The organism is Streptomyces stelliscabiei (genome assembly GCF_014873495.1).
GTDB classification, from domain to species: domain Bacteria; phylum Actinomycetota; class Actinomycetes; order Streptomycetales; family Streptomycetaceae; genus Streptomyces; species Streptomyces bottropensis.
On sequence record NZ_JADBGF010000001.1, the window covers coordinates 2,346,149 to 2,369,366 of the forward strand.

The 23,218-nt window shown below is 72.9% G+C and carries 20 protein-coding genes; 12 read left to right on the forward strand and 8 right to left on the reverse strand.

Annotated features, from left to right (window positions below):
* Window positions 1-133: 133 nt before the first annotated feature.
* From H4687_RS10260 to H4687_RS10275, 4 genes are all read left to right on the forward strand, one after another.
* Window positions 134-1,654: a DUF4331 domain-containing protein gene (locus H4687_RS10260; RefSeq protein ID WP_046915917.1), complete on the forward strand. Its 1,521-nt coding sequence runs from the start codon at window positions 134-136 to the stop codon at window positions 1,652-1,654.
* Window positions 1,655-1,790: 136 nt separating this feature from the next.
* Window positions 1,791-3,359 carry a tetratricopeptide repeat protein gene (locus tag H4687_RS10265; RefSeq protein WP_046915916.1) on the forward strand — a complete coding sequence of 523 codons (1,569 nt, stop codon included), beginning with the start codon at window positions 1,791-1,793 and terminating at the stop codon, window positions 3,357-3,359.
* Window positions 3,356-5,170: a HoxN/HupN/NixA family nickel/cobalt transporter gene (locus H4687_RS10270; RefSeq protein WP_046915915.1), complete on the forward strand. Its 1,815-nt coding sequence runs from the start codon at window positions 3,356-3,358 to the stop codon at window positions 5,168-5,170. Before H4687_RS10265 ends, H4687_RS10270 begins: the two co-directional genes overlap by 4 nt.
* Before the next feature lie 60 nt (window positions 5,171-5,230).
* On the forward strand, window positions 5,231-6,988 hold the full coding sequence (locus tag H4687_RS10275; RefSeq protein ID WP_046915914.1) for a serine/threonine-protein kinase: 1,758 nt from the start codon (window positions 5,231-5,233) through the stop codon (window positions 6,986-6,988).
* Here H4687_RS10275 and H4687_RS10280 read toward each other — a convergent pair.
* Entirely contained in the window at window positions 6,972-7,778 is an 807-nt protein-coding gene (locus H4687_RS10280) for an SGNH/GDSL hydrolase family protein (protein ID WP_046915913.1), read from the reverse strand. The genes H4687_RS10275 and H4687_RS10280 overlap by 17 nt on opposite strands.
* A 315-nt stretch (window positions 7,779-8,093) precedes the next feature.
* On the opposite strand from H4687_RS10280, the gene H4687_RS10285 reads away from it, so the two are divergent.
* The 3 genes from H4687_RS10285 to H4687_RS10295 all read left to right on the forward strand — a co-directional run bounded on the left by H4687_RS10285 (window position 8,094) and on the right by H4687_RS10295 (window position 11,412).
* The gene (locus H4687_RS10285; RefSeq protein WP_046915912.1) at window positions 8,094-9,299 is read left to right on the forward strand and encodes a S8 family peptidase; all 1,206 of its coding nucleotides are present in this window, start codon (window positions 8,094-8,096) and stop codon (window positions 9,297-9,299) included.
* Window positions 9,300-9,455: 156 nt separating this feature from the next.
* Entirely contained in the window at window positions 9,456-10,550 is a 1,095-nt protein-coding gene (locus H4687_RS10290; protein ID WP_046915911.1) for a DUF5925 domain-containing protein, read from the forward strand.
* 85 nt (window positions 10,551-10,635) lie between these two features.
* Window positions 10,636-11,412 carry a DUF72 domain-containing protein gene (locus H4687_RS10295; protein ID WP_046915910.1) on the forward strand — a complete coding sequence of 259 codons (777 nt, stop codon included), beginning with the start codon at window positions 10,636-10,638 and terminating at the stop codon, window positions 11,410-11,412.
* Between the two features lie 28 nt (window positions 11,413-11,440).
* On the opposite strand, the gene H4687_RS10300 is transcribed toward H4687_RS10295, so the two are convergent.
* Window positions 11,441-11,809 (reverse strand): GntR family transcriptional regulator, encoded by a 369-nt coding sequence (locus H4687_RS10300; RefSeq protein WP_046915909.1) that lies wholly within the window; start codon window positions 11,807-11,809, stop codon window positions 11,441-11,443.
* Window positions 11,810-11,880: 71 nt separating this feature from the next.
* On the opposite strand from H4687_RS10300, the gene H4687_RS10305 reads away from it, so the two are divergent.
* The gene (locus H4687_RS10305) at window positions 11,881-12,810 is read left to right on the forward strand and encodes a GNAT family N-acetyltransferase (RefSeq protein WP_046915908.1); all 930 of its coding nucleotides are present in this window, start codon (window positions 11,881-11,883) and stop codon (window positions 12,808-12,810) included.
* Window positions 12,791-13,303, forward strand: coding sequence for a DUF402 domain-containing protein (locus tag H4687_RS10310; RefSeq protein WP_046915907.1), 513 nt, complete (start codon window positions 12,791-12,793; stop codon window positions 13,301-13,303). Before H4687_RS10305 ends, H4687_RS10310 begins: the two co-directional genes overlap by 20 nt.
* Window positions 13,304-13,367: 64 nt before the next feature.
* Here H4687_RS10310 and H4687_RS10315 read toward each other — a convergent pair whose 3' ends face one another.
* Window positions 13,368-14,027 carry a class I SAM-dependent methyltransferase gene (locus tag H4687_RS10315; protein WP_046915906.1) on the reverse strand — a complete coding sequence of 220 codons (660 nt, stop codon included), beginning with the start codon at window positions 14,025-14,027 and terminating at the stop codon, window positions 13,368-13,370.
* A 137-nt stretch (window positions 14,028-14,164) separates the two neighbouring features.
* On the opposite strand from H4687_RS10315, the gene H4687_RS47470 reads away from it, so the two are divergent.
* A complete protein-coding gene (locus H4687_RS47470; protein WP_005485045.1) occupies window positions 14,165-14,299 on the forward strand; it encodes a hypothetical protein in 135 nt (44 codons plus the stop codon).
* 190 nt (window positions 14,300-14,489) lie between these two features.
* On the opposite strand, the gene H4687_RS10320 is transcribed toward H4687_RS47470, so the two are convergent.
* Window positions 14,490-15,254 (reverse strand): dienelactone hydrolase family protein, encoded by a 765-nt coding sequence (locus H4687_RS10320; protein ID WP_046915905.1) that lies wholly within the window; start codon window positions 15,252-15,254, stop codon window positions 14,490-14,492.
* Between the two features lie 279 nt (window positions 15,255-15,533).
* On the opposite strand from H4687_RS10320, the gene H4687_RS10325 reads away from it, so the two are divergent.
* A complete protein-coding gene (locus tag H4687_RS10325; protein WP_046915904.1) occupies window positions 15,534-16,589 on the forward strand; it encodes a lytic polysaccharide monooxygenase auxiliary activity family 9 protein in 1,056 nt (351 codons plus the stop codon).
* 96 nt (window positions 16,590-16,685) lie between these two features.
* On the opposite strand, the gene H4687_RS10330 is transcribed toward H4687_RS10325, so the two are convergent.
* Together H4687_RS10330 and H4687_RS10335 are read right to left on the reverse strand one after the other, a co-directional pair.
* Window positions 16,686-17,555: an esterase/lipase family protein gene (locus H4687_RS10330; protein WP_046915903.1), complete on the reverse strand. Its 870-nt coding sequence runs from the start codon at window positions 17,553-17,555 to the stop codon at window positions 16,686-16,688.
* Between the two features lie 173 nt (window positions 17,556-17,728).
* On the reverse strand, window positions 17,729-18,175 hold the full coding sequence (locus tag H4687_RS10335; protein ID WP_046915902.1) for a MarR family winged helix-turn-helix transcriptional regulator: 447 nt from the start codon (window positions 18,173-18,175) through the stop codon (window positions 17,729-17,731).
* A 138-nt stretch (window positions 18,176-18,313) separates the two neighbouring features.
* Here H4687_RS10335 and H4687_RS10340 point away from each other — a divergent pair, with 138 nt between their 5' ends.
* Window positions 18,314-18,688: a cupin domain-containing protein gene (locus H4687_RS10340; RefSeq protein ID WP_046915901.1), complete on the forward strand. Its 375-nt coding sequence runs from the start codon at window positions 18,314-18,316 to the stop codon at window positions 18,686-18,688.
* A gap of 17 nt (window positions 18,689-18,705) precedes the next feature.
* Here H4687_RS10340 and H4687_RS10345 read toward each other — a convergent pair whose 3' ends face one another.
* A complete protein-coding gene (locus H4687_RS10345; protein ID WP_046915900.1) occupies window positions 18,706-19,674 on the reverse strand; it encodes a DNA polymerase Y family protein in 969 nt (322 codons plus the stop codon).
* Window positions 19,671-23,192 (reverse strand): DNA polymerase III subunit alpha, encoded by a 3,522-nt coding sequence (locus H4687_RS10350; RefSeq protein ID WP_050398502.1) that lies wholly within the window; start codon window positions 23,190-23,192, stop codon window positions 19,671-19,673. The genes H4687_RS10345 and H4687_RS10350 overlap by 4 nt, the downstream gene beginning before the upstream one ends.
* Window positions 23,193-23,218 lie beyond the last annotated feature (26 nt).

Below are 23,218 nucleotides of genomic sequence, written 5' to 3' on the forward strand. Positions count from 1 at the left end.
GATCAACGAATCGTGCTCTCCGCTGAGTGAACCTTTCAAACGCGCCGTAAGAACGTTTGGGATTCGACCAATCCACCCTGCCGACCGCTCCGAATGGCGTTCGTCAGGCAAGTTGGGACAGAGGACGGACGGCATGACACCTACTTCCAGGAGCGGCTCGGGACGCAGGAGCGTCGCGTCCCTCATCTGCGCTTCGCTGGCCGCCGGCGGGCTCGCCGCCGCCGGCGTGACCGTACTGGAGCCGGGGGCGGCCTCCGCCTCCAGCCACCGGGAGGCCCCGCTGATCTCGGGGGACCCCCAGTTCGACAACACCGATGTCTACGCGTTCGTCAGCCCGGACAAGCCGGACACGACGACGGTCATCGCGAACTGGATCCCCTTCGAGGAACCCGCGGGCGGACCGAACTTCTTCACCTTCTCCGAGGACGCGCAGTACGACATCCGCGTCGACCAGGACGGCGACGCGCAGGAAGACCTGATCTTCCGGTACACGTTCGACACGAAGACGAAGAACGACAAGACCTTCCTGTACAACACGGGCGTCGTGGAGAGCCTCGACGACCCGGACCTCAACATCACGCAGACCTACGACATCGAGCTCATCAAGCTGAAGAACCGCCGCGCGGTCTCCAAGACGCGGCTCGCGGACGATGTGTGGGTGGCCCCGTCGAACGTCGGCAAGGCGTCGATGCCGAACTTCAAGAAGCTGCGCGACGAGGCGGTCTACAAGACGGCGAGCGGGGTGACGACGTACGCCGGCCAGGCCGACGACCCGTTCTTCCTGGACCTGCGCGTCTTCGACCTGCTGTACGGCGGTGACCTCTCCGAGGTCGGGCGGGACACGCTCAAGGGCTACAACGTCAACTCGATCGCGCTCCAGGTCCCGAGCGAGGCGCTCGTGCAGTCCAAGGACCAGCCGATCGTCGGTATCTGGTCCACGACCCAGCGTGCGGGCGCCGACGGCCAGTACCGCCAGGTGTCGCGCCTCGGCATGCCGCTGGTGAACGAGGTCGTCAACCCCATCGGGGACAAGGACAAGTTCAACGCGTCCTCACCGGCGGACGACGGCCAGTTCCTGAAGAACGTCACCGAGCCGGAGCTGCCCAAGCTCATCGAGGCGATCTACAAGATCCCGGCGCCGAAGGAGCCGCGCAACGACCTCGTCGACGTCTTCCTCAAGGGCGTCGAGGGCCTCAACCAGCCGCCGCACGTGACGCCGTCGGAGCAGCTGCGCCTCAACACCTCCATCGCGCCCACCAAGAAGCCGAAGCGGCTCGGTGTGCTGGACGGCGACAACCAGGGCTTCCCGAACGGACGCCGGCTCACCGACGACGTGATCGACATCGCGCTGCAGGTCGTCGAGGGCGAACTCGTCGACGCGCCCAACGACCTGGGTGACGCGGTGAACAAGAACGACAAGAAGTTCGGCCACTCGTTCCCGTACGTCGGTCTGCCGACGGCCGGTTCGCGTGGCAAGACCGTCAAGGGCAACACCACCAACAGCGTCCGCAGCGCGATCGGTACCGGTGTCGAGAGCGGCACCGAGGACACCACGCTGATCGCCGCCTCGGCCGGCGCCGGCGCGGCCGGTGTCCTGCTCATCGGCGGTGGCCTGCTGTGGTGGCGCCGTCGGAACGACCGCGCCTACTACTAGGCCGCCCCGACCGGGCCCTCCCCCATCGGGCCCGGTCACCGAGACCGGCGCGGCCCGCCCGTATCCATCCCCCACGGCGCGGGCCGCGCCCCACGATCACCACCATCGCGCTCGGCAAGGATGTTGAGGAGAGGGCATGTCCCCGCGTACGAACGACAGCGCGTCGCAGGACGGACGTCGGCGTCCCGGCGAGGGGACTCCCGAGACCGAGGCCGCCGAGCGCGACCAGGCCGGGCCCGCCCGCGCCCGCGAGGACGACACCGCTTCGTCCGGCGTCACCACGGCCGCGCCCGCGACCGAAACCGAGACCGCGTCCGAAACCGAGTCCGAGACCGGGGCCGGCCCCGGGGCCGACGACCGCCGGCCCGCGTCCGAGTCCGGGCGGCGGCGGCTGGTGCGGCTCACCGCGTGCGCGGCCGCGCTGGCCGTCGCGTTCACCGGGTTCGCCGTGGCGCTCGGGGCCAAGGACGACGACCGGACGACGGTGGCGGCCTCCACCTCGCAGGGCGTCTCGGCGGCCCAGCTCGCCCATGGCGACCTCGACACGGGGGTCAGGCTGCTCCAGGCCCATCTCCGGCAGCAGCCCAAGGACTTCGGCTCCTGGTCCACGCTCGGCCTCGCCTATGTCGAGCAGGCCCGGGTCAAGGGCGACTCCTCCCGCTACCCGCAGGCCGAGAAGGCCCTGCGGCGTTCGCTGAAGCTGCGGCCGGACAACGACCCGGCGCTCGCGGGCCTCGCCGCCCTCGCCGCCGCCCGCCACGAGTTCGCCGACGCGCTGCGGTACGCGGACCGGGCACTCAAGGAGAACCCCTACAGCGAAAGGGCGTTGTGCAGCCGCGTCGACGCGCTGGTCGAACTCGGCCGCTACGACGACGCGTCGAAGGCGGTGAAGCTCGCCGACAGCCGCCGCCCCGGCATCCCGGTGTTCACCCGGTACGCCTACGTCCACGAGCTGCGCGGCGACGTGAAGACCGCCCGCCGTGTCCTGAACATGGCCCTGAGGTCGGCGGCCACGCGGGGCGACATCGCCTACGTGGCCACCCAGCTCGGCCAACTCGCCTGGCGGCAGGGCGACTACAAGACCGCGCTCACCCACTACGCGCGCGCCCTCGGCGCCGACGACACCTACCTCCCCGCGCTGGAGGGCCGCGCCCGCGCCCAGGCCGCGAGCGGCGACCGCGCGGAGGCGATCCGCGGACTGGAGCAGGTCGTGGCCTCCTATCCGCTGCCCGGACCGCTCGTCGTGCTCGGCGAGCTGTACGAGGCCAAGGGCGACAAGGCCAAGGCCCGCGACCAGTACGCGCTGGTGGACGCCTACACCGCCATCGCCCGGTCCTACGGCGTCAACGCCGACCTCGACACCGCCCTCGCCGCCGCCGACCACGGTGACCGCAAGGCCGCGCTCAAGGCCGCCGAGGCCGAGTGGAAGCGCCGGGAGACGGTCCACACGGCGGACGCCCTCGCCTGGGCGCTGCACGTCAACGGCCGCGACGACGAGGCCCTGCCGTACGCCCGCCGCGCCACCGCCACCGGCTACCGGGACGCGACCTTCCTGTACCACCGGGGCATGGTCGAGAACGCGGCCGGCGACAAGAGGAAGGCGAGGGCCTCGCTGAAGGGGGCGCTCGACCTCAACGCCGGTTTCTCGCCGCTCGGCGCGGCACGGGCCCGCACCACCCTGAAGTCTCTGGAGACCGTCAAGTGACCACTCCGCGGCGCGCGTTCGCCTCCGGCACGGCCGTGTTCCTGGCCGCCTGCGCACTCGTCCTGGTCCCCACCGGGACGGCGAGCGCGCACCCGCTGGGCAACTTCACCGTCAACCGGTACGACGGCCTGGTCGCCGCCCCCGGGCAGCTGAGGATCCTCCATGTCGAGGACCTGGCGGAGATCCCGGCCACCCAGGCCGCGCCCGCCGTCGAGCGGCAGGGCATGGGCGACTGGGCCCGGGAGCGGTGCGAGAAGGCCGCCGAGGGCAGTGAGGTCACGGTCGACGGGAGCGCCGTCGAGGTGGCGCTCGGGTCGAGCCGGGCCGCGGAACGGCCGGGCCAGGCGGGGCTGAAGACGCTGCGCGTGGAGTGCCGGCTGACGGCCGCCCTGCCCGACCGGGCCGCCGACGTACGCTTCCACGCGGCCGTCGACTCCGGGCCCGGCTGGCGCGAGGTCACCGCCCAGGGCGACCGGACGACCCTGGCCGGGTCGGACGTGCCCGAGGAGTCGGTCTCGAAGCGGCTCACCAGCTATCCCGAGGATCTGCTGCAGTCACCGGAGGACACGGCGACGGCGTCCCTCCAGGTCGAGCCGGGCGGCCCGGCGCTGGCCGAGCAGCGGAGCGACGCGCCCGGCGCCTCGATCCTGCCGCGGGGCGCCGACCGCTGGACCAGGGCCCTCGACGACCTGGTCTCCAGCCACGACCTCACCCTCGGCTTCGGCGCCCTGGCCTTCGGCATCGCCATGTTCCTGGGGGCCATGCACGCACTCGGCCCGGGTCACGGCAAGACCCTGATGGCCGCGACGGCCGCCGCCCGCGACCGGGCCCGGATGCGCGACGTGCTGCCCATGGCCGCGTCCGTGACGGTCACCCACACCCTGGGCGTGGTCGCCCTCGGCCTCCTCGTCCTCGCCGGCTCCGCCGCCGCCCCGTCCGTCATCACCTGGCTGGGCATCGCGAGCGGCCTGTTCGTGATGGGCGCGGGGCTGTCGCTCGCACGACGTGCCTGGCTGAACCGCAAACTGACGCTCACGCACGCGAAGGCCCAGGACCACGGTCACACGCACGACCACGGGCACGACCACAGCCACGATCATGAGCACGACCACGGGCACTCCCACAGCCACGGCGACGGCCACTCCCACACGCACGACCACGCGCCCGCGCCCGAGCCCGCCCGTGAACTGGTCCTCGCCCAGGCCGCCCCCTCCCCCAGCCACGCGCACGGCGAGACCCGCGCGCACACCCACGCGTCGGTCGCGACCCACACCCACGACCACCAGCACGACGACGACCACCAGCACGACCACGGTCACGGTCACAAACACGACCACGACCACCCGCACAGCCACGAACACGAACACGATCACGACCACCACCACGCCCCCGCCCAGAAGCGCTCCCTCTTCGGCGGCGGCGTCACCCACACCCACGGCGGCTTCACCCACACCCACCCCACCGCCCCCACCCTGCGCGGCACGATCCTGCTCGGCTTCGCGGGCGGCATGGTGCCGAGCCCGTCGGCCGTGGTCGTCCTGGTCGGCGCGGCGGCGCTGGGCAAGGCCTGGTTCGGACTGCTGCTCGTGGTGGCGTACGGCATCGGGCTGGCGCTCACGTTGACGGCGGCCGGGTACGCCGTCGTGAAGGCGGGCGGCTGGGTGACGCGGGTGATGGACCGGGGCGAGGGCCGGCTCGGCGGGCCGACGGCCGCGCTGGTGCGCAGGACGGTGCCGTTGATGTCGGCCCTGCTGGTTGTCGCCCTGGGGGCTGGTTTGGTGTTCAGGGGGGCAACATCCGCACTCGGCTGAGCTACTTTTGTGGGGAAATCGCACGGAGTGGAGATTTCAGGCGGATGCGAGTGACGGGGGATGGCCGTGTCCGAAGAACCGGGCAGTGAACGGGTGATCGCGGGCCGGTACCGGCTCCTGACCCCGCTGGGCGAAGGCGGCATGGGGACCGTGTGGCGGGCCCGTGACGAGGTGCTGCACCGCGAGGTCGCCGTCAAGGAGGTGAAGGCGCCGGGCGGGATCCCGGTGTCCGACGTCGAGCGGATGTACGCCCGGCTGGAGCGGGAGGCGTGGGCGGCCGCGCGGGTCGCCAACCGCAATGTCGTCACCGTGTACGACGTGGCCATGGAGGACGGCCGCCCGTGGATCGTGATGGAGCTGGTGCGCGGTGTGTCGCTCGCCGACCTCCTGGACGCCGAGGGCCCGATCGACCCGCAGCGCGCCGCGCACATCGGCGCCGAGGTGCTGTCCGCGCTGCGGGCCGCGCACGAGGCCGGGGTGCTGCACCGGGACGTGAAACCGGCGAACGTGCTGATGTCCAACGACGGCCGGGTCGTCCTCACCGACTTCGGTATCGCGACGGTCGAGGGCAGCTCCGCGCTGACCATGACCGGCGAGGTCATCGGCTCTCCCGAGTTCCTCGCCCCCGAGCGCGCCCTCGGCCGGGCCTTCGGCCCCGAGTCGGACCTGTGGTCCCTCGGCGTGCTGCTGTACGCGGCGGTCGAGGGCAACTCCCCGTTCCGGCAGAACACTCCGCTCAGCACCCTGCGCGCGGTCGTCGACGAGGAGCTTCCGCCGCCGCACCGGGCCGGTCCGCTGGCCCCGGTGATCGAGGGGCTGCTGCGCAAGGATCCGGCCGACCGGATGCCCGCCGAACAGGCCGAGCGGGACCTGCGGATCGTCGGCGCCGGCGGTACGCCCTCCGGCACGGGGCCCACGCGCTCCGACACGCTCGCGTCGGCGCCGTACGACCCGACGGTGTCCGCCTTCCCCGCCGCGGGCACGGGGCGGAGCACGAACCAGTACGGCGCGCCGACTCCGCCGCGCCCCGTCCCCGCCGCGGCGACGCACCCCTCCGCGGTGCCGGCCGGCGGGCGGGACCGCAACCGCCGTGCCCTCGTCTTCCTGGTCGCCGGTATCGCGGCGATCGCCCTTGCCGTCGCGGGGCTGACGTACGCCCTGGTCAACCGTGACGACGGTGGTAAGGACGGCAATCCCACCAACGGCGCGGGCACGGTGGGCGGAACCGACGGCGGGACGGCCGACGGCGGTACGGGCGAGGAGGAACCCGGCGGCGGCGCCACGGAGGACGACAGCGAGACCCCCTCCGAGACGCCCGAGGAGAAGCCGACCACGAAGCCGCCCGCGCAGTCGGTCGACGTGACGGTGACGGGCGCGAACACCGACTACTCCGGCACCTGTCCGCCGCCGGACGACCAGGTGCCCAACTTCACCGCGACGTTCACCGTGGGCAGCGTCCCCGTGGACGTCCAGTACCGCTGGGTGGCGGAGAACGGCCAGATCGACGACACCGGCTGGAAGACGCTGTCCTTCTCCGCCGGCGGCGAGAAGACCAAGCGGGACCAGGTCGTCGTCTCGACGAACGGCAGTCACACGGACGAGATCAGCGTCGAGGTGCGGGGACCGGTGAGCAAGAAGTCCAACGCGGTCGCGTTCTCGGTGACGTGCGAGACGGAGGCCCCGACCACGGGCGGGACCTCCCCCGGCGACGACCAGGAGAACCCCGGCGAGTACAGCGACTCCGACGCCGACTACGACGACGAGGCCGGGGTTCTCACCGGGGCGGCTCCCTACGGGGCCGTCAGGCCGCGTTCCTGAGGACCGGCAGATAGCCGCCGGACTGTCCGGCGGCCTTCGGGTGGTAGGACTCGCCCGTGTTCAGCAGGTTGAGGCTGTGCAGCCACGCGCTGCCCGAGCACAGCTCGTGCCCGGTGAACGTCGGGCGGACGTCGCCGAAGGTGAAGCCGTGGTCGGCGGCGCGTTTGGCGATCGCGGTGTTCAGGTGGTCGGCCGCGTTGTTGATGGCGGACCGCTTGGCCTGGGAGAGGCCGGGACAGGTGCCGCCGAGCCGGTAGAAGCGGGGGTAGCCGAGCACCACCACATGGGCGGCCGGTGCCTTCGCGCTGATCGCCGAGTAGACCTTGTCGAGTTGGCCGGGGAGCGTGGAGTCGACGTACGCCTTCGCCGTGTTGATGCGCGCGAGGCAGGAGCTGTCGGACTGCAGGACGCAGGTGGTCATGACGTCGGCGAAGCCGGCGTCGTTGCCGCCGACGCTCACGGAGACCAGCCCCGTGCCCGTGCCGAGCGGTCCCAGCTGACGCGCCAGAACATCACCCGTTCGGGCGCCCGAGCAGGCCGTGAAGTCGAAGGACGAGGGTGAGTTGGCGGCCGCCCAGAGGTACGGGTAGGCCTTCGTGCTGCGCTTGCAGTCGCCGCTGGAGGAGAGGTAGCTCCCGGCGCCGACGCCCGAGGAGTAGGAGTCGCCGAGCGCCACATAGCCGGTGGCAGCGGCCTGTTGGGACGCCTCGGCCGTCGTGGCCCCGGTGAGGGCGACGCCGACGGCGAGGAGGAGTGAGGTCATGTATGCCGCAAGTCGGGAACGTCTCATGGAACCTCCCTTTAGCAGGATCTCTGCCTCAACCGTCGTAGCAACTACGCGTGTTGATCGGAAGTGTCCATGTCAATACTTTCCTGGTCGCAACAGATCGGATCCACCGCGAACCACGTCCGCCCGATTGCAGGCGCATGACATACGCATGACAAGAACTCAACTCCCTTGAGCCGCACCCCTCGATCGCACAGTCTGCTTGTCGGCCGGGAGCGGAACGCGACGCTCCAGGCCGTGCGCGCGAGACCGCGCGCACCCCCCACAGGCGCGCGCCCCACTCCGGCGCGCGCCGCCCATGAGGAGGAACCCCTCGTAATGGCACACCTGCGTAGCGAGAACATCCGGGTCGTCACCGTCGCCACCCTGGCGACAGCCGCTCTGCTCGGCGGCCTCACCGCGCTCCCCGCCCAGGCCGCCCCGGCCGAGGGCAGGGTGCTCGCGGCCGGCTCCCCCACCGCCGTCAAGGACAGCTATGTCGTCACGCTCAAGAAGGGCTCGGGCCTCAAGGCCGCGTCGAGCGCGGGCAAGGACCTGGTCGAGCGGTACGGCGGCACGGTGAAGCGCACCTTCCGGTCCGCGCTCAACGGCTACTCGGCCCAGCTGTCCGCGGCCGAGGCCGGGAGACTGGCCGCCGACCCGGCGATCGCCTCCGTGGAGCAGAACCAGGTCTTCACCGCCGACGCCACCCAGTCCAACGCCCCCTGGGGCCTGGACCGTTCCGACCAGGCGTCGCTGCCGCTGTCCGGCACGTACACCTACCCGGACAGCGCGGGCGGCGGCGTGACCGCGTACGTCATCGACACCGGCGTGCGTGTCTCGCACGCCCAGCTCGGCGGCCGGGCGGTCAACGGCTACGACGCCGTGGACGGCGACAGCGTGGCGCAGGACGGCAACGGCCACGGTACTCACGTGGCGTCCACCATCGCGGGCTCGACCTACGGCATCGCCAAGCAGGCGAAGATCGTGGCCGTGCGCGTGCTCGACAATGCCGGCTCGGGCACCACGGCCGGCGTCGTCGCGGGCATCGACTGGGTGACGGCGAACCACAGCGGCCCCTCGGTCGCCAACCTGTCGCTCGGCGGCGGCGCCTCCACCGCCATCGACACGGCCGTCCGCACCTCCATATCCAGCGGTGTGACCTACGCCGTCGCGGCCGGCAACAGCAGCGCCAACGCCTCCTCGTACTCCCCGGCCCGCGTCACCGAGGCGATCACTGTCGGCGCCACCACCAGCACGGACGCCCGGGCCAGCTACTCCAACTACGGTTCGGTCCTGGACATCTTCGCCCCGGGTTCGTCGATCACGGCCGGCTGGAACACCGGCGACACGGCGACGAACACCATCTCGGGCACCTCGATGGCCACCCCGCACGTCGCGGGCGCGGCCGCGGTCTATCTGGCCGGTCACCCCTCGGCCACCCCGGCCCAGGTCGCCTCGGCCCTGACCGCCGGAGCCGTCACCGGCAAGGTCACCGGCCCGGGGACCGGTTCCCCGAACCGTCTGCTGCAGATCGTCCCCTGACGGTGAACACCGCCGTGTGAACGGGAGTTTCCCCGAAGGCGCGTGCCGCCTCCGGGGAAACTCCCGTGCGCGCGCCGAACCGCGTGCGGGGTCGAGCCCGCGGCGCGCCGCGGAAAGCGGGTGCACGGGGCGCCCCCGGTGACGGATCATGGCGCCATGTCTGCCAACCCACACGACGCACTGCCGATCCGGCTCAACGTCGACGACAGCGACTCGCCGTCCGATGTCGTCGACGCGCTGTTCCTCGGCCGTTTCGCGACGGGCGAGCAGCCGTACGCGCACGCGGCGAACATCGACCGGGTACGGTCCGGCGCCACCCTCCTGCCGCCGGGCGCCCGAGTGCTGCGGGCCGCGCGGGACGACGACCGCAGCGCGACCCTCGCCGAGGGGGACGGCTGGACCGTGCTGATCTCCCGCTGGAACCGGGGCGCCGACGTCACGGTCACCGCGACCACCGCCGAGCTGGCCCAGAAGGTGCTCGGCCAGGCCACCGACGGCGCGGCCGACGAGCCCGAGCCGCAGCCGCAGGACGTGACGATGGGTTTCTGGTACGTCTCGCCGCGCCGGGGCCCGCACCGCACGACCCGGCAGATCTCGGCCGGCACCTGGGAAGAGGTACGGCCGAACTACACGGCGCCCGTGGCGGACGCGATGGACCGCCTCATGAAGACGACCCCCGAGAACATCGCGGGCCGCCTCCTGCTGCTGCACGGCCCGCCCGGCACCGGCAAGACCTCCGCCCTGCGCACGCTGGCCCGTTCCTGGCGGGACTGGTGTCAGGTCGACTGCGTCCTGGACCCCGAGCGGCTCTTCTCCGACGTCGGCTATCTGATGGACATCGCGATCGGCGAGGACGACTCCACCGGCAAGGGCCGCTGGCGGCTGCTGCTCCTGGAGGACTGCGACGAACTGATCCGCGGCGAGGCCAAGCACACGGCGGGCCAGGCGCTCTCCCGGCTGCTGAACCTCACGGACGGCCTGCTCGGCCAGGGGCGCAACGTCCTGGTCGGCGTCACCACCAACGAGGACCTGGAGCGCCTGCACCCCGCCGTGGTGCGCCCCGGCCGCTGTCTCGCCCGGATCGAGGTGGGCGCCCTGACCCGCGCGGAGGCGGTGGGCTGGCTCGGCACGGACGAGGGGGTCGGCCGTGAGGGCGCGACCCTGGCCGAGCTGTACGCGCTGCGCCGCGGCACGTCACCGACGTCGCTGCCGGAGCCGAGGGGCGGGGCGGACGCGGGCCTGTACCTGTAGGCGGTCGCCTACGGGCGATCACAGTAGGCGGTCGCCTGTGGGCGATCACCTGTGGGCGGTCGCGCTTCGGTGCTTTCATGGATGTATGACCGTGTTCGTCGGCACGTCGGGGTGGCAGTACGAGGACTGGCGCGGCGCCCTCTACCCGGCGGGCTGCCCCACCCGGCTGTGGCTGGAGGAGTACGCGGCCCGCTTCGCCACGGTCGAGCTCAACAACGCGTTCTACCGGCTGCCGACGAAGGAGAACTTCGAGGCGTGGCGGGAGAGGGTGCCGGCGGACTTCGTGGTCGCGGTCAAGGCGAGCCGGTACCTGACCCACATCAAGCGGCTGCGGGACCCCGAGGAGCCGGTGCACCGCCTGATGAGCCACGCGGAGGGCCTCGGCGACCGGCTGGGCCCGATCCTGCTCCAGCTGCCACCGACCCTGCGGGCCGACGCGGACCTGCTGAGCGCCTGCCTGGACCGCTTCCCCGCCGGCACCCGCATCGCGGTCGAGCCCCGCCACGACTCCTGGTGGGCCCCCGGGATCCGCGAGGTGCTGGAGTCCCGCGGCGCGGCCCTGTGCTGGGCCGACACCCGGTCCCGCCCGGCGACCCCGCTCTGGCGCACCACCGGCTGGTGCTACCTCCGCCTCCACCAGGGCCGGGCCCGCCCCTGGCCCCACTACGGCCGCCAGGCCCTGTCGACCTGGGCCCACCGCATCGCCGACACCTGGCCCGCCGACGCCGACGCCTACGTCTACTTCAACAACGACCCCCACGCGGCGGCGGTGAGGGACGCGACGACGTTCGCGAGCGCGGCGCGGAGCGCGGGCCTGCGGCCGACCCGCACACCGCGGCCGGCACGGCCGGCGCGGACCTGAGCCCCGTCGCGGGCCCCTCCCCGGGGTCCTACTCCGCGTACGCGGCCCGCAGGGCGTCCCGGGCCACCGCCAGCGCCTCCGCCTCGCCGAGGCCGAGCCGGCGCACCCGCTCCGCGTACGCCCCCGCGGCCGTCGCGGCCTCGCGCTCCGCGGCCGAGCCGGCGGCCGCCACGAACGTCCCGTTGCGCCCCCGCGTCTCGATCACCCCGTCCGTCTCCAGCGCCCGGTACGCCTTGGCGACGGTGTTGGCCGCGAGTCCGAGCTGCTCGGCGAGCCCCCGTACGGTCGGCAGCCGGTACCCCACGGGCAGCGCGCCGGAGTGGGCCTGTTCCGAGATCTGGGCGCGCACCTGCTCGTAGGGCGCGCCCCCCTCCACGATGCGAATCTTCAAGGTCACGCGGCGATTGTCCCGTACCCGGCGGAAATTCGGAGGCAGCCCACCGTGCGGCCCCCGTACCGTGCGCACCCATGACAGTGATCGTGCGCGCCCTGCGCGCCGCCGACCCCGCGGACGCCGAGGCGTTCGCGGCGGTACGGCGGCAGGCCCTGCCCTTCATGGTCGGTACCGCCGAGTCCGTGCTCCACGACGCCGCCCGAGCGGCTCCCGAGGCGCACTACGGGCAGCTGGTCGCCGAGGCGGACGGCGAGGTGATCGGCACCGCGCAGCTGGGCATCGCCGACGACAGCCCCGTGCCGGGCCAGGGCTTTCTGAACGTCTATGTGCACCCGCGGCAGGTGCGTCGGGGGGCCGGCGCTCTGCTGGTGCGCGCGGCCGAGGAGCGGCTGACGGCGGTGGGGGCGAAGCGGCTGCTGTCGTGGGTGCTGGACACCCCGGAGAACCGGGCGTTCGCCGAGCGCCGAGACTACGCCCCGAGCCGCTCCGCCCACTTCCTCCGCCTGGACCTGGCCCACGGCACCCTCCCCCCGCCCGGAACACCGCCCCCGGGTGCGGAGCTGCGCACGGCCGCCGACTTCGCCGACGACCCACGCCCCCTGTTCGACCTGGACGCGGAGGTGTCGGCGGACGAACCCGGCGATCTGGACGCGGAGTTCGACGACTACGAGCGGTGGCTCGCCGAGACCTACCGCCACCCGCTGCTGGACCACGCCCTGAGCACGGTGGTCGTCGTGGACGGCACGCCCGCCGCGTTCACCGCGGTCCGCACGGACGGCCGGGACCGCTACTTCACGGGGATGACGGGCACCGCCCGCGCCTTCCGCGGCCGGGGTCTGGCCAAGCTCGCCAAGAACGACTCCCTGCACCGCGCCCGGGCCGCCGGCTGCACGGAGGCCTTCACGGGCAACGACGCCGGCAACGGCCCGATGCTGGCGGTCAACAGGTGGTTCGGGTACGAGATCTGCGCGACGGAGGTGCGGTATGTCCGTGAACTGGGCTGAATCCGGAGGCGAGGCGTACGAGGTGGACGTCGTCCTGCTCAAGGCGGGCCGTACGAAGATCCGTTACCCCGCGCGGTTGTTGAGCGACGACGGCGTCCGGGTGGCGGTGCGGGCCGCCTGGGCGGGCGAGGGCGTCCGGGACTTCGGGTTCGTGCGGTTCGAGCCGGGTGACGTGTTCACCGAGTACTTCTGGCGCGACCGGTGGTACGCCGTGAAGGAGGTCCGTGACGCGCGGGGCGCGCTGAAGGGCTGGTACTGCGACGTCACCCGGCCCGCCACGTTCGCCGGCGGGGAACTCGTCGTCGAGGATCTCGACCTGGACCTGTGGCGCTCGGCCGACGGCACGGCCGTACTGCGGCTGGACGAGGACGAGTTCGAGGAGAGCGGGCTCGCGCAGAGCGATCCGGCGGTCGCGGCGGCCGCCGTGGCCGCCCTGGACGAACTGGAGGCGCTCGCCACCGTCGAAGGGGGCCTGGAGTCGCTGCTGGCGTGAACGGCGTCGGCGTCGGCGGGGGTGTGGGCCGGGGGGCGGCTCCGGCTCCGGCCCGGGACGGCGGTCAGAGGCGGGCCACGACCGCGTACCGCTCGTCCTGGACCGTCCGGCCCCACAGCAGCGCGTCGCCCTCCAGCCGCACCACCTCGGCGTCGGCCACGAGGGGCGCGACCATCCCCCGCAGCCGCTCGGCGGAGATGCCGACCGGGCTGAGAGCGCCCCACACCCCCTCGACCAGCACGAGCCGGCCGCCGGGCCGCAGCAGGCCGCACCAGTGGCGCAGGACGCGGCCCGGGTCGGGCAGGGTCCACAGCACATGGCGGACGAGGACGACGTCGAACCGCTCCTCCCCCACGGGCGGGACCGCCGCGTCGCCGACGAGGAACACGGCGGGGCGCCCGGCGAGTTTGGCGCGGGCGAGGGCGACCATGGCCGGGGAGGAGTCGATCCCGGTCACCCGGTGTCCCTGCTCGGCCGCGAGGAGTGACAGGCTGCCGGTGCCGCAGCCGAGGTCGAGCACATCGCGGGCGGGAGGCGGCAGCCAGTCCCGCAGGCGGGCCGCCCAGGCCTCCCGGACGGCGGGTTCCCGCAGGCCATGATCGGATTCGTCGTCGAAACCGGGCGCCTGAGCGTCCCAGTCGACGGCCTCCGGAGGGTCATCTGCCGCCGGGTCGTCCGGTGTTCGAAGGTCCGGGGAGGTTTCGCCGTCGTCGATGTTGGTCATGCCGCCAGAGTGACACCTGCCACTGACAGTCCAGATGGTGACAGCCGCCACTGACAGAGCACGAACGATGAGTAACGCTCCCGGAAAAGGTCTACCTCCGTGAAAACGCGGAACCCGGTGGACGCAAGGAGGCAGCCATGCGCCGTACGACCGTGCAGAAGCCCCTGAGGAAGTCCTCGTCCCGCCAGGTGCGGGACGAGGCCGACGAACGCCCCGTCGAGCGCCGGGAAGTGCGCAAGGACATCGCGCGCACCTGGTGGCCGGACGGCTGACCGCTCGCCCCCGGCCCACCGACCATCCGACCACGCCGTCCGGCGGACGGCCCTCCACGACCTCGTACCCGGCCCTCGGGCCGCGCTGCGGGGTGAATTTCCGGTTCTCCGCGTCACCACGTCGTGCAGGAGCGTGCCCTCGGCCCGGCCGAGGGCACGCTCGTGTACCGGGGGCCCGTACCGGGCCGGGTCAGCGCCGCGACAGGTTGCGGTCCAGCAGGTCCAGCAGCGCGGTCCAGTGGCGTGCCGTCGCCTCGGCGTCGTAGGAGGCCGTGTCTGCCTGGGTGTAGCCGTGCGAGGCGCCCGCGTAGACCTCGGTACGGTGGCGGACGCCCGCCTCGGTGAGCGCCTTGTCGAGCAGGTCGATCTGCTCCGGCGGCAGGGACGGGTCCTCGTCGGCGTGGCCGAGGTACACCTCGCCGGTGATCCGGGCCACCGCCAGGTGCGGGCTGTCCGGGGCGTCGGTGGCCAGGCCCCCGCCGTGGAAGCCGGCCGCGGCGGCGACCCGCTCCGGGAAGGCACCGGCGGTGTGCAGGGCGAGCCGGGTGCCCATGCAGTAGCCGGTGATCCCGACGGGCCCGGCGGCGGCGTGCGGGCTGTCTGCCAGCGTGTCCAGGTAGGCCGCCGCGTCCCGCAGCGCGAGTTCCGGTGTCAGCGCCTGCATGGCGGGGAGGATCTGGCCCCATATCTCCGGGCGCGCGGCCGGGTCGATGAACTCCGGCAGGTCGAACACCGGGGTCCGCCCCGACCGGTAGAAGACATTGGGCACGAGGACCGTGTACCCGGCGCCGGCCAGCCGGTCGGCCATCGCCCGCAGATGCGGCCGCAGCCCGAAGGCGTCCATGTAGAAGAGGACCGCAGGGTGCGCGGCGTCGTCGTCGGGGTGGACGAGGTAGGCGTCGGCGGTGCCGTCCTGGGTGGCGATGTCCACGGTGGTTCCGCGTACGGCGGTCATGGGCGCTCCTCATTCTTCTGGGCGAATGGTCCTCGACCTGTCGTCAACTGACGCGGGCGACCGCATTGTTCCGCGCCCGGGTAAGAAACCGATCATCGGCCGTAGGGGAACGCCCGTTCCTGAGCCCTCGGTTAGCCCCTCCTTAACGCCACCATAAGGATCTCCCGCACCGGCCCCCAGCAGGCGTTCTCACGGTTCTCTGGGGCTAGCTTGCTGATCGCCCCCGGCACCCGGGACCGACCCCGGAGCCGTCCAGGACCGCGTGAGGAGTGCCCCGCCATGCCCGCTGCACGTCGCCGTCGCACGGCCGCCGCGTTCGCCACCGCGGGTGTCGTCGGTGCCGCCCCGCTCGTCCTGGCCGTCCTCGCCGCGGGACCGGCCAGGGCGCACGGCTCGCTGGGCGACCCGGTGAGCCGGGTGGCGCAGTGTTACGCGGAGGGCCCCGAGAGCCCGCGGTCGGCGGCCTGCGCGGCGGCGGTCTCGGCCGGCGGCACCCAGGCGCTCTACGACTGGAACGGCGTACGGATCGGCGACGCGGCCGGCCGCCACCGGGAGCTGATCCCGGACGGTGAGCTGTGCGGTGCGGGCGACGAGGCGTTCAAGGGCCTCGACCTGGCCCGCGCCGACTGGCCGGCGACGAGCGTGCGCGCCGGGTCGTACACCTTCCGGTACCGGGTGACGGCCCCGCACAGGGGCACCTTCGCGGTGTACGTCACCAAGCCCGGCCACGATCCGTCCCGGCCGCTCGGCTGGGACGACCTCGATCTCGCGCACCCGGTCGCCAAGGCCACCGACCCGGCCGCGTCCGGCGGCTTCTACACGTTCTCCGGCACCCTCCCGCAGCGCTCCGGCAGGCATGTGCTGTACGCGGTGTGGCAGCGCTCGGACAGCCCGGAGGCGTTCTACTCCTGTTCGGACGTCACCTTCGGCGGCGCCTCCTCCGGTCCGAGCGCGTCGGCGCCCTCCGAGGAGCAGATCGAGGACGGCACCGACGCATCGACGGTCGAGCACGGCGGTCACGGCGACGACGACGCGCACACGACGACGGACCCGACACCGTCGCCGAAGGCGTCGGCGGCGAAGACCGGCAGGGCCGCCTCCGACGACGCCTCGCCGACCGCGAAGTCGACGACGGACACCGGAGCGGCGAAGGCAGAGGGCACCGCCGGTCTCGCGGAGCCCGCCGGCGGTGCGGAGGGCCTCGCCGACACCGGCGGCGAGGGCATGACGCCCTCTGTGGCCCTCGGCGGCGCGGCCGTCCTGGCCCTCGGCTCCGCCCTGCTCTTCGCCGCGGCCCGCCGCCGCGCGACGACCGCCGGCCGGCACGGCCGCTGACGACCTCCGGGGCCTGTCGGGCGGCTCAGGCCGGACAGGCCCCGGCAGCATGCGTACGCACCGCCGGGCGGCCCCGGCGGTGCGTACGCACACGTGTCAGCCGACGGCCGAGAGGCAGGTCGTCGGGGTGGCGTGGGCGGGGTCGAGGGCGTTGACGACCTCGTGGAACGCGATGCGGTCGAGGAGTCCGATCGCCGCGTGCTCGGAGAGGTCGAGGGCGCAGAGGTCCTGGATGACGATGTTGCGCACGTTCGGTCCGTCGAGGAACTGGGAGCGGTAGGGGGTGACCACCTCGTCGTACTTGGTGGCGAGGACGGTGTACGTGACGCCGGGGACGGTGTCGCCGCCCGCGTTGAGCTTGGTCAGGAAGGGGGAGCCGGCCACCTGGTCGGCGAGGGCGGGGGTGGCGGTGGACAGCAGGTCACCGGCGCCGGGGAAGTACGGGAGGAGTCCGGTGAGACCGTTCAGGGTGGTGCCGTGGTTGGAGGGGGCGATGCCGACGAGGGCGTTCACCTCCGCGGCTCCGCCGAGGAACTTGAGGTAGTAGCGGGGCATCATGCCGCCCTGCGAGTGGCCGACGAGGTCGGCCTCGGCGGCGCCGGTCGCGGCGAGCACCCGGTCGACGAAGGCGTCGAGCTGCTCCGCCGACCTGTCGATGGGGCCGAGCCCGTTGAAGAAGGCGACACCGGGAAGTCGGCCGTAGTCGAGGGAGTAGACGCAGTAGCCCCTGTTCACGAGGTACGGCGCGAGACCGAGCCAGTTGTCGACGGAGTTCGCGAACGTTCCGTGGACGAGGACGACGGGGCGGGGGTGGGCGCTGGAGGGTTTGCAGGAGTAGTCGTTCCAGCCATGGCTGGGTGCGGCGGCCGTGTCGGCGGCCTCGGCGGCGGTGGCGGGGACGACGGTGGCCGCGGCGGCCAGGCACAGGGCGGCCAGCGGTCTGATCAGGCGCTTCCAGGGCAGCATCGAGTGATCTCCTTGCGGCTCAAGGGATGTGCGACGGCGTACGCCCTGTGATCCGGATCACGAGGATGCTGTTCTAATGCGCCAAGTTACGGGCGAGTAGAAAAAGTGGGAAGTTACGCGTCAGTAAAAACTTCAAGTGATGATCGTGGGCACTGACACGTGACGTCACATCGTCACCAGGCGGGCCTGATGGGACCGTAGGGCGCGATACGCGACAACCGATCACGCAACGCCCGCATCTCACCCTCCCCGCCGACCACGTCGACCCATTCGGCGACCACCTCGGCCGCCACCTCCTCGGCCGCGCGGGCGCAGGCCCACCCGCGTCCGGTCATCACGACCAGCCGAGCCCGGGCGTCGGTGGGGTGCGGCCGACGCTCGACGTACCCCTTGCGCACCAGTTCGTCGACGAGCTGGCTGGCGGCCTGTTTGGTCACTCCGAGATGGACGGCGAGGTCGGTGACCGTGGCGCCGTCCGGGGCGAGCCGGGTGAACGCGTAGCCGTACGAGGGCCTTCCGTCGAAGCCCCGCGCGGAGACGCCCTCGTCGATGCGCCGCGTCAGATCACCCGCGGCGGCGAGCAGGGCGGCGGTCAGGGCGAGGGCTTCGGAGTTCTGCACGTCTGCATTGAAACACCGTTGACGGATCGGTCAAGCTGCTTGACCATAGAGGCAGATGGTCAAGCAGCTTGACCATTCGCTCGCATCGACCGAGTGTTCCGAGGACCTCGGAAGCCCTGAAGACCGAAGGAGACCCGTATGCCAGTCGTCCGCTCGTCCGAAGCCGTCACGCACGAGATCCACGGCGCCCGTTTCGTCTCGTACGCCACTCCCCGCACCGGCAGCAGGGAACTGGCCGCCTGGCGGGGCGAGATCCCCGCCGGAACCAAGGCACCCGCGCACACGGTCACCAAGGAGGAGATCCTGCATCTGCTCAGCGGCGAGCTGGTGGTCACGCTGGACGGCCGCACCGAGCGGGTCCGGGCCGGCGACACGCTGATCATCAACTCGGGGGCCACCCTCGCCGTCGAGAACCCGACGACGCAGACCGCCGTCACCTGGGTCGCCACCTCCCTCGGCCTGGAGGCGGAGCTGGCCGACGGCACGCGGATCGTGCCCCCGTGGGCCAACTGAGCACCGCACGAGGGCGGTTACGCGGCCAGCGTCCCCGGCATCACCGCGCGGGGACCGAACTTCGCGCGGACGCGGTCGGCGACCTCCTCGATACGGCGGACCTTCTCGTCGACGGGGTCGAAGGCGAGCTGGTGGGAGGCCTGGCCGGCGGGAGTGAGGCCCTCGGCGCGCAGGGAGATCGCGCGGACACGGGCCCGCTGGAGGCCGAGGGCCTCGTACAGGGCGTAGGCCACCGAGGTCAGCGCCGGGGAGTGCGCGGTCGGCTCCTGGAGGGTGCGGGTGCGGGTCGTCGAGGACCGGTCGGCGTAGCGGACCGTGAGGGTCAGAGTGCGGCAGACCTTCTCCAGGGCGCGCAGCCGGGAGCCCAGTTCGGCGGCGCCGGCGAGCAGGGCGCGGCGGTGCCGGTCCGGGTTCAACTCGTCGAGGGAGAAGGTCTGTTCGGTGGCGAGCGAGCGTGCGACGGCGTTCGGTACGACCCGGCCCCGGTCGACGCCGTTGGCCTTCTCGTGCAGGTCGCGGCCGGTCCGGGCGCCGACCAGGCGCTGGAGCGTGGACAGGGGGGCGCAGGCGACGCCGCCGAGGGTCTCCAGGCCGTACTCGCCCAGGGTGCGGGCGGTCGCGGTGCCGACGCCGGGCAGCGCGGCGACGGGCAGTTCGGCGAGGAAGTCCACGACGAGGTCCTCGGGCACCGCGCACGGCGATCCGGGCGCCGCCGCCCCCAGCGCGAGGCGCGCCGTCAGCGGTCCGGGCCCGGCGCCGATCAGACAGTCGACGCCGTACAGGGCGAGGGCGCGGACCCGGATCAACCGGGCCAGTTCCTCGGCGTCCCGGCCGAAGTACCGTTCGGCGCCCCGCAGGTCGGCCAGTGCTCCGTCCGGCGGCAGGGCCTCCACGACCGGGGTGAAGTCCTCGACCACACCGAGGAGGCCGGGCAGGGCGGCCTCGTACTTCGGCGGCAGCTGGAAACGTACGCAGAGGATGGTCATCCCGCACTCCCTGGACTCTGGTGCCACAACTTCCGTACCTGAGAAGGACCTTGTGAGGGCTCGTCGCCCGCGGGCCGCAGGTCGGCCCATGGGTGCATCCGGTAGCCGGTGGACATACGGATCCGGCGGCCGGTGTCCCCGCGCCGTCCGCCGTCGGAGGCCGCGTCGTCGGGGGCGCTCCCGGTGTCCACGGGCTCCGCCAGCCGGGGTGCCACCGCGTCGAGGCCGCCCTCGCGCCGCAGCTCCACCAGCTCGGCGAGGTTCCAGGCGGCCGCGCCCACCACGCTGAGGCTGCGCGGGCCGCGCCGCTGCACCACCCCGCGCACCAGCAGCAGCCAGGAGTGGAAGACGGTGTGGGCGCAGGCGTCGTGGGAGTCGTCGAAGAAGGCGAGGTCGACCAGGCCGGTGCCGTCGTCGAGGGTGGTGAAGACGACCCGCTTGCCCGAGCGGATGGGCGGGGTCTGGGTCGCCGCCTTGGCGCCCGCGACCAGGACCGTCTCCCCGTGCCGCGCCTCGCGCAGCCGCCGCGCCGACACCACGCCCAGCTCGTCGAGGAACACCCGGTGGTCGTCCATCAGATTGCGCGAGACGTCCATCGACAGCACGCCCAGTTCGGCACTGAGCCGCTCGGCGGAGGACAGGTCCGGCAGTCCGGCCGACGCGGTCCGCCGCCCGCCCGCCAACGGCAGCTGACCGCCGCCCGCGCCCCGGCCGGCCCGGTGCAGCTCGGTCAGGTGCAGTTGCAGATCACGCCGGTTGGCCCCGAAGGCGTCCAACGCGCCGACCTGGGCCAGTCTTTGGGCCAGCGGCCCGCTCGGCCGGGCCCGCTCCCAGAAGTCCAGCAGCGAGGCGTACGGCTGTCCGTCCGCGATCCGCGCGGCCTCCGCCTCGCTGATGCCGTGGCCGTCGGAGAGAGCGAGCCGGATTCCCCAGGCCTTCTCCTCTCCCGACCTCCTTGATTCAGACACCAGTTCGATACGGTGGGCGACCGCCGACCGGTTCACGTCCAACGGCAGGACCGGCACCCCCCGCCGCCGCGCGTCCGCCAGCAGCAGCCGCTTGGGGTACATCCCGGGGTCGTGCGTGAGCAGCCCCGCGTAGAACGCCGCCGGATGATGCGCCTTCAGCCACGCCGACTGGTACGTCGGCACCGCGAACGCCACCGCGTGGGCCTTGCAGAAGCCGTACGACCCGAAGGCCTCGACGATCTCCCAGGTCCGCTGGATCGTCTCGGCGTCGTATCCCTTCGCCGCCGCGTGCTGGGCGAACCAGACCCGGATCCGCCCCTGCGACTCGGGGTCGGACAGCCCGCGCCGCACCCGGTCCGCCTCGTCCCGGCCGCAACCGGTCATGAGGTGCACGATGTCGATGATCTGCTCGTGGAAGACGACCACGCCGTACGTCTCCCGCAGCGGCTCCGCCAGATCGTCGTGCGGGTAGCGGACCGGCGCCCGCCCGTGCCGGGCCGCGATGAACGGCCGCACCATGTCGGCGGCGACCGGACCGGGCCGGAACAGCGAGATGTCCACCACGAGATCGTGGAAGGTGGCCGGCTGGAGCCGCCCCACCAGGTCCCGCTGCCCCGGCGACTCGATCTGGAAGCAGCCCAGCGTCTCGGTGGAACGGATGAGTTCGTACGTCGCCGGATCGCCCGCGCCCCGCTCGAAGTCGAGCGCGTCCAGGTCGACCCGCTCCCCCGTCGCCCGCGCCACCTCCGCCACCGCGTGCGCCATCGCCGACTGCATCCGCACGCCCAGCACATCGAGCTTGAGCAGCCCGAGGTCCTCCACGTCGTCCTTGTCGAACTGGGACATGGGCAGCCCCTCGCCGCTGGTCGGCATCACCGGCGTACGGCTCAGCAGGGACGCGTCGGACAGGAGCACCCCGCACGGGTGCATGGCGACTCCGCGCGGGAGGGCGTCGAGCGCCTCGACCAGCTCCCACAGCCGGCCGTACCTCGCTCCTTCCCGCTGAAGCTCCCCCGCCAGCTTCCTGAGTTCGGGCAGTTCTTCGAGCGCCGCGCGCGCGTCGCGGGCCCGGATGTGCGGGAAGGACTTGGCGATCCGGTCGATGTCGGCGGGGTCCAGGGAGAGGGCCGCGCCCACGTCCCGCACGGCGTGGCGGACCCGGTACGTCTCCGGCATCGCGACGGTCGCCACCCGCTCGGTGCCGAAGCGGCCGATGATCGCGCGGTAGACCTCCAGGCGGCGCGCGGACTCCACGTCGATGTCGATGTCGGGCAGCGCGACCCGCCGCTCGGACAGGAACCGCTCCATCAGCAGGCCGTGTTCGACGGGGTCGGCGTGCGCGATGTCCAGGAGGTGGTTCACCAGGGAGCCCGCGCCGGAGCCGCGCGCGGCGACCCTGATGCCCATCTTCCGTACGTCGTCCACGACCTGGGCGACCGTGAGGAAGTAGGAGGCGAAGCCGTGGTGGGCGATCACGTCCAGCTCCCGGTGCATCCGCTCCCAGTACGCGCGGCGGCCGTCGTAGCCGTGCCGCACCATCCCGGCCGCCGCCCGTGAGGCCAGCGTCCGCTGGGCGGTGCGGCGGGCCGCGCCGACGAGGTACGGCTCGGGGAAGTGGACGGTGCCGAGGCCGAGGTCGTCCTCCGGGTCGACCAGGCACTCGGCGGCCGTGGCCCGGGTCTGCTCCAGCAGGCGGTGCGCGGTGTCGCGGCGGAACCCGGCGGCCTCGACGACCCGCTCGGCGACACCCAGCATGGCGTCCGCGCCCTTGAGCCAGGCCTCGCCGGAGTCCAGCTCGCCCCGGGGGTCGACGGGGACGAGCCGCCGGGCCGCGTCCAGGACGTCGGCGACCGGGCCCATGCCGGGATCGGCGTACCGGACGGCGTTGCTGAGCACGGGCCGTACGCGCTGCTCGGCGGCGAAGCCGACGGTCCGGGCGGCCAGCCGCAGCGAACCGGGGCCGGTGCCCTCGCGACCGTGCCACACGGCCTCCAGCCGCAGGGCGTCGCCGTACCTCTCCCGCCAGGGCACGAGGAGCTTCGCGGCGCGGTCGGGGCGCCCGGCGGCCAGCGCGCGCCCCACGTCGGAGGCGGGGCCCAGGAGCACGGTCAGGCCCTCGGCGGCGGACTCCGACCAGGGCAGCAACGGCGGGACCTCACTCCTGCCCCCGCCCGGGCCCCCACCCGCATGCGCCGCCGAAACGATTCTGCACAGCTCGGCCCAGCCGGTCGCACCCTCGCGCGCGAGGAAGGTCACCCGGGGGGTCGACTCGTCGATGAAGGCACCCCCGCGCACGGGAGCGCGCCGTCGCGCCTGACGCACGGCGGCGGCGGGCACCTCCACCGCCAGGTCCACCCCGAACAGCGGACGGATCCCTGCCCCGGCACAGGCCTTGGCGAACCGGACGGCGCCCGCGAGGGTGTCCCGGTCGGTGAGCGCGAGGGCGTCCATGCCCCGTTCACCGGCGCGCTCGGCCAGCCGCTCCGGATGCGAGGCCCCGTAGCGCAACGAGAACCCGGAGGCGGTGCGCAGATGCGTGAACCCCGGCACACACACCTCCCGCACTCGATCCACCA

Bases quoted from the DNA above. Each gene is read 5' to 3' on its own strand.
- H4687_RS10260 (WP_046915917.1), top strand. From the start codon at position 134: ATGACACCTACTTCCAGGAGCGGCTCGGGACGCAGGAGCGTCGCGTCC.
- H4687_RS10265 (WP_046915916.1), top strand. From the start codon at position 1,791: ATGTCCCCGCGTACGAACGACAGCGCGTCGCAGGACGGACGTCGGCGT.
- H4687_RS10275 (WP_046915914.1), top strand. From the start codon at position 5,231: ATGGCCGTGTCCGAAGAACCGGGCAGTGAACGGGTGATCGCGGGCCGG.
- H4687_RS10280 (WP_046915913.1), bottom strand. From the start codon at position 7,778: ATGAGACGTTCCCGACTTGCGGCATACATGACCTCACTCCTCCTCGCC.
- H4687_RS10285 (WP_046915912.1), top strand. From the start codon at position 8,094: ATGGCACACCTGCGTAGCGAGAACATCCGGGTCGTCACCGTCGCCACC.
- H4687_RS10290 (WP_046915911.1), top strand. From the start codon at position 9,456: ATGTCTGCCAACCCACACGACGCACTGCCGATCCGGCTCAACGTCGAC.
- H4687_RS10295 (WP_046915910.1), top strand. From the start codon at position 10,636: ATGACCGTGTTCGTCGGCACGTCGGGGTGGCAGTACGAGGACTGGCGC.
- H4687_RS10305 (WP_046915908.1), top strand. From the start codon at position 11,881: ATGACAGTGATCGTGCGCGCCCTGCGCGCCGCCGACCCCGCGGACGCC.
- H4687_RS10310 (WP_046915907.1), top strand. From the start codon at position 12,791: ATGTCCGTGAACTGGGCTGAATCCGGAGGCGAGGCGTACGAGGTGGAC.
- H4687_RS10315 (WP_046915906.1), bottom strand. From the start codon at position 14,027: ATGACCAACATCGACGACGGCGAAACCTCCCCGGACCTTCGAACACCG.
- H4687_RS47470 (WP_005485045.1), top strand. From the start codon at position 14,165: ATGCGCCGTACGACCGTGCAGAAGCCCCTGAGGAAGTCCTCGTCCCGC.
- H4687_RS10320 (WP_046915905.1), bottom strand. From the start codon at position 15,254: ATGACCGCCGTACGCGGAACCACCGTGGACATCGCCACCCAGGACGGC.
- H4687_RS10325 (WP_046915904.1), top strand. From the start codon at position 15,534: ATGCCCGCTGCACGTCGCCGTCGCACGGCCGCCGCGTTCGCCACCGCG.
- H4687_RS10330 (WP_046915903.1), bottom strand. From the start codon at position 17,555: ATGCTGCCCTGGAAGCGCCTGATCAGACCGCTGGCCGCCCTGTGCCTG.
- H4687_RS10340 (WP_046915901.1), top strand. From the start codon at position 18,314: ATGCCAGTCGTCCGCTCGTCCGAAGCCGTCACGCACGAGATCCACGGC.
- H4687_RS10345 (WP_046915900.1), bottom strand. From the start codon at position 19,674: ATGACCATCCTCTGCGTACGTTTCCAGCTGCCGCCGAAGTACGAGGCC.